Here is an 8,368-nt window from a genome sequence, read left to right as displayed (position 1 = left end):
TCCGGGTGTGTTCGGTGTTTTACGGGGCCATACATCGCTTTCAGGTGGAGGAAGGCGCCCTTCATCCACCTCACCGGACGGCGAGTTGCGAAGACGACTTCTGGCTACCTGCTCAGACGACGTCCCGCCGGCGCAACCCCACGAACCCGGTGATCAGGCCCGCCGCGGCGAGGGCGAGCAACCACACCAGCGGAGTCGCGGTGACGGCCGATCCCGGCACCTTCGGCAGGTGCGCCCACGGCGAGAGGTCCATCAGCCACTGGTCGAAGCCGAACATCGGGCCGAGTTCGCCGAGCAGCAGGAACACCGCGAGCGCGGACCAGCCGACCACGACCAGCCGCGGTGCGAGGCCGTACGCGGCGACCGCGATCCCGACGAGCACCCACGCGGCGGGAATCTGCACGAGCGCACCGGCGAGCACCTTGCCCACGACGGACAGGTCGCCCGCCTGTGCGGCGTGCACCGCTCCGGCCGCCAGACCGGCGCTGACGAGCAGGACGGCCGTGCCCACCAGCGCGATGACGACGTGGCTCGCCGCCCAGCGCCCTCTCGTGACAGGTGTGGCGAGCAACGACTCGGCGCGCAGCTCGGTTTCCTCGCTGTGCAGCCGCATCGCCGTCTGGAGGCCGTACACCGAGGCGATCACCCCCAGGAAGCCGAACATCGCGGCGAACACGGCGTCGGTCAACGCGTTGTCGCCGCCGAGCTTCCTGAACAGCTCGGCGGCCTGCGGGCTGCTGATCATGTCGCCGATGCTGCCCGCGACACTCCCGACGAGGACGCCGTAGACCACGAACCCGAGAACCCATCCCAGCAGCGAACCGCGTTGCAGCCGCCACGCGAGCCCGAAGACACCGCGCAGCCTCCCCGTCGCCGGACCCGGTCGATCCGGCAGCAGACCCGCGTTCAGGTCACGCCGGACGGCCAGGAGGTGCGCGACGACCGCGGCCACCACCGCGAACCCGAGGGTGATCAGCAGCACCCACCACCGGTTGCCGGCGTAGGGACGGAACTGCTGGCCCCACCCGAGCGGGGACAGCCACGACAGCCAACGCGGCCCGGCCACGTCCGCCGTGTCACCCACTGCTCTGAGCACGAACACGACGCCGAGCACCGCCACCGCGAGACCGATCGCACCACGGGCCGACGTGGCCACCTGCGCGGTGATCCCGGCGATCGCCGCGAAGGCGAGCCCGACACCGATCCACGCCAGCCCGAAGACGAACGAGCCGTCCACCGGCAGGCCCGCGCCGACCAGGCCGAGTGAGGTGACCAGCCCCAGCAGGACGTTCGCCCCGGCGGCGACGGTGAGCGCGGCCGCGAGCGGTGCGTGCCTGCCCACCACTCCGGCGCCGATCAGCTCGCGTCGTCCCGACTCCTCGTCCGAGCGCGTGTGCCGCACGACGATGATGATCGAGAAGACCGCCAGGATCATCGCTCCGGTCGCCAGCGCCTTCAGCATGGCCAGCGCGCCGATCGACGTCGGGTCGTAGATCCGCCCGTACACGGCGACGAGTGCGGGTGTGCCGTTCATGCCGTCCGCCGCGGCGACAACGGATTCGGTGCTGGGGAACATGTCCCTCGTCGCGGCCGCGGAACCGACCGCCAGCAGCACGAACATGCTCAGCCACGCCGGGAGCAGCACGCGGTCCCGGCGGAGCGCGAGCCGGATCAGCTGCAGCGTGCCGTTCACGCCGTCACCTCGTAGTGCCGCAGGAACAGCTCCTCCAGAGTGGGCGGCTGGCAGACGAGATTGCGCACACCGAGCGCGCTCAACGCCCGCAGAACGTCGGCGAGCTGGTCGGTGTCGGCCTGGCAGCGCAGACGCGTGCCCTCGGCGTGGAACTCGTGCACGCCGGGCAGCACGGCCAGCCCGTTCGGCGGTTGCGAGAGGTCGGCGGTGATCGAGGTGCGGGTGAGGTGCCGCAGTTCCTGCAGGGAACCGGTCTCGACGGTCCTGCCCTGCCGGATGATGCTCACGCGGTCGCAGACCTTCTCGACCTCGGCGAGGATGTGGCTGCTGAGCAGCACGGTCCGGCCTTCCTGCCGCTCCTGCTCGACGCAGTCCTCGAACACGGCCTGCATCAACGGGTCGAGGCCCGCGGTCGGTTCGTCGAGGATGAGCAGCTCGGCCCGCGACGCCAGTGCGGCGACCAGCGCCACCTTCTGCCGGTTGCCCGACGAGTAGGCCCGTCCCTTCTTGGTGGGGTCGAGCTCGAACCGGTCGAGCAGCTCGGTGCGGCGGCGCGTGTCCAGCCCTCCGCGCAACCTGCCGAGCAGGTCGATCACCTCGCCACCGGTGAGGTTCGGCCAGAGCGTCACGTCCCCCGGCACGTACGCCAGGCGCCGGTGCAACGTCGCGGTGTCCCGCCAGGGGTCGCCGCCGAGCAACGTGACGCTGCCCGCGTCGGCGCGCAGCAGCCCGAGCAGGATGCGCAGCGTCGTGGTCTTGCCCGCGCCGTTGGGCCCGAGGAACCCGTGCACCTCGCCGGCGCGGACGGTCAGGTCGAGACCGTCGAGTGCGGTCGTCCGGCCGAACGCCTTGCGCAGGCCGGACACGGAGATCACTGCTGTCATGCCTCGACGGTAGGGAGCCTGCCGCTCGCGTCCGAGTGCCTTCGGGCACCACCGAGGACCAGGCCTGGTCCCTGCCGTCCGGGGACTTGAGGCCCTGCCACGCCACGGCGGATCGGTCCGACGCTGGTAGGAGGACACGAACCTCCAGGAGCGGTGATGAGGATCGATGAGCTGATCGCAGCGGAGAAGGGCCGGCCGCGATGAAGACGAAGCTGTGGTTGCTTCTCGTTGCCGTGGCGCTGGTCGTCACGGCGTGTGCCGCCGGGCCCAACGTGGTGTCCCACGTGGACGGTCAACAGCTCGCCGGGTTCTGGAAGGGCTTGTGGCACGGCCTGATCTACCCCGTCACGTTCATCATCTCGCTGTTCACCGACCGGGTGAGCATCTACGAGGTGCACAACAACGGGAACTGGTACGACTTCGGCTTCGTCGCCGGGATCGGGCTGCTGCACATGATCTTCGGCGGGCATCGGCGCCTCACGAAGCGGCGCCGTGAGCCTTCGACGGCGTCGTGAGCGGTGCAGGAGCAGGCCAGCAACCTGTCCCCGCACTCTCCCGGTCACGGCCTCCGCATCGGAAACGGACCGCAGACCAGGCCATAAGTCCCTGGCACGAACGGGACTTGTGCCCGAAAGTGGGTCTCGCGTCGGCGCGCAGGACGCAGATGTCACAGTCGAACACCCGCGCGCCGGCGCCCTCGAATCCTCAGTGGACGGTCCCTTCCGCGCGCAGGCCAGGGACGAAAGCCCCTGCGCCACGTGCTCCCCGCACAGGCACGCTGAGTGGCACATCCCACCCGAGGAGCCACTCATGAACTCCCCGTCCCGCATCGTCGTCGGTGTCGACGGATCACCGGCCGCGAGAGCAGCGCTCGCCTGGGCCGTCCAGGAGGCCAAACGCACCAACGCGTCCGTGCTGGCGTTGTCCGTGTGTCAGCTCAGCCGGTCGACCGGTGCCGTTGGCAGTCCGTTCACCGGCAAGCACCGCCAGGAACTCGCCGCCGCCGTGGAGGAGCTCGGCACGGCGGTCGACGGCGTGCGCATCGACCAGGAGGTGCCGTACGGGCAGCCAGGCCCGACGCTCGTGGCGCGCTCGGCCGATGCGGATCTGCTGGTCGTCGGCGACCACGGGTACCACAAGGCGGGTGTGCTGGTGCTGAGCTCCATCACGACCTACTGCCTCAGAAACGCCCGCTGCCCCGTGGTCGCCGTGCCGTTGGAGGGAGCGCGCCATGACGGTCCTCTCATGCTCCGGCCTGAGAAAGCGGTTTGACGACGTTCTGGCCGTGGACGACGTGTCGTTCACGATCGCGGAGGGCGAGACCTACGGCCTGCTCGGTCCCAACGGCGCGGGCAAGACGACCACGATCTCGATGATCACCGGCGTGCTCGAACGCGACGCCGGTGAGGTGGTCGTCGACGGCATCGCGATGTCGACGCACGCCATCGCCGCCAAGCGCCTGGTCGGGTACGTGCCGCAGGAACTCGCGCTCTACCCGGACCTCACCGGCCGGGAGAACCTGCGGTTCTTCGCGAACCTCTACGGCGCCGCCCGCGAACGGGTCGACCACGTCCTCGACGTCGTCGGGCTGGCGGAACGCGCCGACGACCTCGGCCGCGAGTACTCCGGCGGGATGAAGCGGCGGCTCAACGTCGCGATCGGGCTGCTGCACGAACCGCGGCTGCTCGTGCTCGACGAACCCACCGCGGGCGTGGATCCGCAGAGCCGCAACCAGATCCTCGAGAACGTCCGCGCCCTCGCCGCGCAGGGCATGGCGATCCTCTACACGACGCACTACATGGAAGAGGCCGAACGGCTGTGCGACCGGGTCGGCGTGATCGACTCCGGTCGGCTGATCGCCGAAGGCACGCGGCGGGAACTGGTCGAACGACTCGGCGAGCGCGACCGGATCTCGCTGCAGCTGGACGGAGATCTCACGCACGCCACCGCCGTGCTCGGCGCCATCGCGAACGTGCGAGGGGTGGCGCCGCACGGACACGGCCTCGAACTCGTGGTCGACGACGCTCGGGAATGTCTTCCCGCGGTGCTGTCGGCGATCTCCACCAACGGCGTCGTGGTGCGGTCGGTCGAGGTGACCGAGCCGAACCTCGAAACCGTGTTCCTGCACCTCACCGGCAAAGCGCTGAGGGAGTGAGCTGTGCGCCACGCATTGCTGATCGCGGCACGCGACCTGCGCGAGCGGGCCCGTGACCGCACCGCGTACGTGCTCGCGATCGTCCTCCCCCTCGGGCTCGCCGGCGTCTTCACGCTGATCCTGGGCAACATCAGCGGCGACAGTCAGCTCTTCACCTACGCCGTCGCGGACGCCGACCGAGGTGTGGTCGCCCGTGCGTTCACCGACGACGTGCTGCGGAAGGCGGCGGCCTCCGGTGCGATCGAGCTGCGCACCGTCTCCTCCGAGCGGGAGGCCAGAGCCCTGGTGGACGACGGCACGGCCACCGCGGCGTTCCTGCTGCCCGCCGGGCTCACCGAGGACGTCCAGGCGGGGCGCGCCGCGCGGATCGAGGTCGTCGGCGACGTCGACGCACCCACCGGCACCGACATCGCGCGATCGCTCGCCCAGGCCTACACCGACCGGCTCGCCGCGGTCCGCACCGCCGTCGCCGCGACCGTCCACTCAGGAGTGTCGACGCCGCCCGCGGAGCTCGCCGCGGCTGCGGCCACCGCCCTGCCGCGGGCCGTGGTCGCCGAGGACACCACCGGCCGCCGGCAGCTCGACGCGAAGACCCAGTACGCGGCGGGCATGGCGGTGTTCTTCCTGTTCTTCGCGGTGCAGCCGGGAGTGACCGGACTGCTCGACGAACGCCGCAACGGCACCCTCGCCCGGCTGCTGGCCGCGCCGGTGCCCCGCTCGTCGATCCTCGCGGGAAAGCTGCTGACCAGTGTGGCCGTCGGGGTGGTGAGCATGACGGTCCTCGTCGTGGCCAGCTCGCTGCTGATGGGCGCGCACTGGGGGCATCCCGTCGGAGTCGCGGCGCTGGTCCTGTCCGGTGTGCTGGCCGCCACCGGCGCGATGGCGGTCGTCGCGGCCATCGCGAAGACGTCCGAACAGGCGGGTGGCTGGCAGGCCATCGTCGCGATCGTGCTCGGCGCGCTCGGTGGCGCGTTCTTCCCGGTCTCGCAGGCGGGAGGGCTGCTGGAGAAGCTCAGCCTGCTGGCGCCGCACCGGTGGTTCCTGCGCGGGCTCGCCGACCTCGCGGGCGGTGGCGTCACCGCGGTGCTGCCGTCGGTGGCGGCCATGACCCTGTTCGCCGCGGTGACGGGTGCGGTCGCGCTGCTGCTGTTCCGGAAGGTGGTGCGACCGTGAAGGTCCTCTCGATCGGCTGGATGAACGTGCACCGCGCGCTGCGCGACCGCACCGGCCTGTTCTTCCTCGTCGCGCTGCCGCTGATGCTGGTGTTCATCATCGGCGCCGCGTTCGGTGGCGCGACGACACCCGTGGTCGGGGTGGTGGGTGACGCCGGCGCGCTGAGCACCGACCCCGCGGTGCGGGTGCGGGCCTTCCCGGACGAGCCCGCTTTGCGCACGGCGGTGGAACACGGCGAGATCAGCGCCGGACTCGTGCGGACAACGGGCGACGCTCCTCGGCTCCTCGTCCGCGCCGACCGCACGGGTCAGCAGTTGCGGATGCTCGTGACCACCTCGCTGACCCGCGAGGCCAACCGGCTCGCGGCGGGCGAGTTCGTCGCCGCGCGAACCGGACTGGACCGCACCACCGCGCTGTCCCTTGTGGACTCCACCCGCGTCGCACCGGTCGAGGTGCGCGTGAGCACCGCCGGTCAGGCGCTGTTCCCGGAGGGCTACTCCGGGTTCGACCTCGGCGCGGCGAACCAGCTGATCGTGTTCACCTTCCTCAACGCGCTCACCACGGCGGCGTTCCTCGTCGAGACCCGCCGGCTCGGCGTCACCCGCCGCATGCTCGCCACCCCGACGTCCGCACGGGTGGTCGTGGCCGGTGAGGCACTGGGCCGGGTCGCGATCGCGTTGCTGCAGGGCCTCATCGTGCTCGTCGGATCGGCTTTGCTGTTCGGCGTGCGCTGGGGTGACCCGCTCGCCGCCGCTGCGTTGTTGTGCGCCTTCGCGCTCGTCTCGGGCGGCGCCGGGCTGCTGCTCGGGGCGATCTGCCGCACGCAGCAGCAGACGACGGGCGCCGGCATCCTGCTCGGGCTGAGCCTCGCCGCGTTCGGCGGATGCATGGTGCCGCTCGAGTTCTTCAGCCCCGTGCTGCGGAAGCTGGCGTTCGCGACCCCGCACGGCTGGGCGAACGACGGTTTCAGCGCACTGACCAGACGTGGTGGCGATCTGCTCACCATCGCGCCGAACCTGGCCGTGCTGCTCGGGTTCGCCGCCGTTCTCTTCAGCCTCGGTGCGTGGACGCTGCGTCGTGCCGTGACGCGGTGAGCAGTTCGGCGAACGCCTCGTGCACCGCCTCGGCCAGCACGTCCACGTCGGAGGTGCTGGCGCGGTCGGCGGTGATGCCGATCGCCACCCGATCGGTGTAGGACAGCACCGCGATGCCGGTCCGGATGCGGATGGCGATCGGGACGTACGGCAGGATCTCGACGATCCGGCGGCCCAGCACCCGCAACGGCTTGCGAGGGCCCGGGACGTTCGTGGTGACGGTCACGATGCTGCGCTGCGGCATCATGGCGCCGAGCCGCACGCTCCACGCCAGCGGTGCGAACGGCTCGTGCCGCGCCAGCTGGGCCAGTGCGTGCCCGGACTCGGCCTGATGCCCCCGCTTGGCGTCGGTGAAGCGCTGGTGCACCAGGGAAAGCGCCTCCACCGCGGATTCCGCGTCGACCGGCAGGAACGCGAGCCGCAGGCTGACCTGGTTGTCCAGCCGCCGGTCACCGCGGACCGACACCGGCACCATGGTCCGGATGCTGTGCGCGGACGGCCTTTCGCCGCGCTGCAGCAGAAGCGCGCGATACGCCTGGCTGACCGCGGCCAGCACGACGTCGTTCACCGTCACCCCGAAGGTGCGGGCGACCTCCTTCACCTCGGGCAGCGAGGCTCGCACCACCCGGTAGAGACGAGGTGAGCCGATCTGCCCGAAGAGCGAAGACGGGCGCACCGGCAACAGCGACAGCGCGAGCGACAGCACCCCACCTGCCAGTGCCAGCGGTGCGCGAACCACGTTGGCCAGCAACGAAAACAGACTCGTGGAGGAACCATCTCCAGCAGGCTCGGGCGCGGGCCCATCGCCGTACATCACGTCGTACAGCATCGTGCCGCTCACACCGTCCGCCATGCAGTGGTGCACCTTCGCCAGGACGGCCCAGCGCCCGTCGGCGAGCCCCTCCACGACCCAGTACTCCCACAGCGGCCGATCACGGTCCAGCCGTTGCCCCATGATCCGCGCCACCAGCGCGCACAGCTCCGCGTCACCGCCCGGCGCGGGCAACGCGGTGCGGCGCACGTGGTACGTGAGGTCGAAGGACGGATCGTCCTGCCACGCCGGTGTGCTCAGGTCCAGCGGCGTGCGCACGAGCTTCTGCCGGGCACGAGGCAGGACCGGAAGCTTCGACCGCATCAGCGCGAGGAACTCGTCGTGGCTCGGCGCAGGTCCTTCGACGACCGCCACCGAGGCGATCGCCAGTGAGGCGTGCGGGTCGGCGTCCTCCACCTCGAGGAACGCGGCGTCCAAAGGGCTGAGCTGGTCCATTCCTCCAGTGCAGCACCAACGGACTCCGCCGCCCACGGTCCTGCGTCCCGCCGCCCGCGAGCCCTTCGGCCCTGCTCCGGCTGTTTCGAACCGGTGCGACCG

The 8,368-nt window shown here is 70.9% G+C and carries 8 protein-coding genes; 5 read left to right on the top strand and 3 right to left on the bottom strand.

The features are described 5' to 3' along the window. Window positions 1–112: 112 nt before the first annotated feature. Complete coding sequence (locus ABZV40_RS34305; RefSeq protein WP_355451181.1) at window positions 113–1,693, bottom strand: ABC transporter permease; 1,581 nt, start codon at window positions 1,691–1,693, stop codon at window positions 113–115. After that, complete coding sequence (locus ABZV40_RS34300; protein WP_355451178.1) at window positions 1,690–2,577, bottom strand: ABC transporter ATP-binding protein; 888 nt, start codon at window positions 2,575–2,577, stop codon at window positions 1,690–1,692. Before ABZV40_RS34300 ends, ABZV40_RS34305 begins: the two co-directional genes overlap by 4 nt. A 200-nt stretch (window positions 2,578–2,777) precedes the next feature. Between ABZV40_RS34300 and ABZV40_RS34295 the strand changes: the two genes are divergently transcribed. The 5 genes from ABZV40_RS34295 (at window position 2,778) to ABZV40_RS34275 (ending at window position 6,999) form a co-directional block, all read left to right on the top strand. Beyond that, complete coding sequence (locus ABZV40_RS34295) at window positions 2,778–3,092, top strand: hypothetical protein (RefSeq protein ID WP_355451175.1); 315 nt, start codon at window positions 2,778–2,780, stop codon at window positions 3,090–3,092. Window positions 3,093–3,387: 295 nt separating this feature from the next. Next, window positions 3,388–3,849, top strand: a complete 462-nt coding sequence (locus ABZV40_RS34290; protein WP_355451172.1) for a universal stress protein — start codon at window positions 3,388–3,390, stop codon at window positions 3,847–3,849. Then, entirely contained in the window at window positions 3,809–4,732 is a 924-nt protein-coding gene (locus ABZV40_RS34285) for an ABC transporter ATP-binding protein (RefSeq protein WP_355451169.1), read from the top strand. The genes ABZV40_RS34290 and ABZV40_RS34285 overlap by 41 nt, the downstream gene beginning before the upstream one ends. Before the next feature lie 3 nt (window positions 4,733–4,735). Then, entirely contained in the window at window positions 4,736–5,905 is a 1,170-nt protein-coding gene (locus tag ABZV40_RS34280) for an ABC transporter permease (protein WP_355451166.1), read from the top strand. Then, window positions 5,902–6,999, top strand: coding sequence for an ABC transporter permease (locus tag ABZV40_RS34275; RefSeq protein WP_355451163.1), 1,098 nt, complete (start codon window positions 5,902–5,904; stop codon window positions 6,997–6,999). Before ABZV40_RS34280 ends, ABZV40_RS34275 begins: the two co-directional genes overlap by 4 nt. Here the strand turns inward: ABZV40_RS34275 and ABZV40_RS34270 are convergent. Then, the gene (locus ABZV40_RS34270; protein WP_355451160.1) at window positions 6,956–8,266 is read right to left on the bottom strand and encodes a wax ester/triacylglycerol synthase family O-acyltransferase; all 1,311 of its coding nucleotides are present in this window, start codon (window positions 8,264–8,266) and stop codon (window positions 6,956–6,958) included. The two genes, ABZV40_RS34275 and ABZV40_RS34270, sit on opposite strands and share 44 nt — an antisense overlap. Between the last annotated feature and the right edge of the window lie 102 nt (window positions 8,267–8,368).

Origin of the sequence: Lentzea sp. NPDC004782 (assembly GCF_040609115.1) — a bacterium.
Lineage (GTDB): Bacteria > Actinomycetota > Actinomycetes > Mycobacteriales > Pseudonocardiaceae > Lentzea.
Note: the sequence above shows the minus strand (reverse complement) of the source record. Positions and strands in the feature narration are given on the sequence as shown.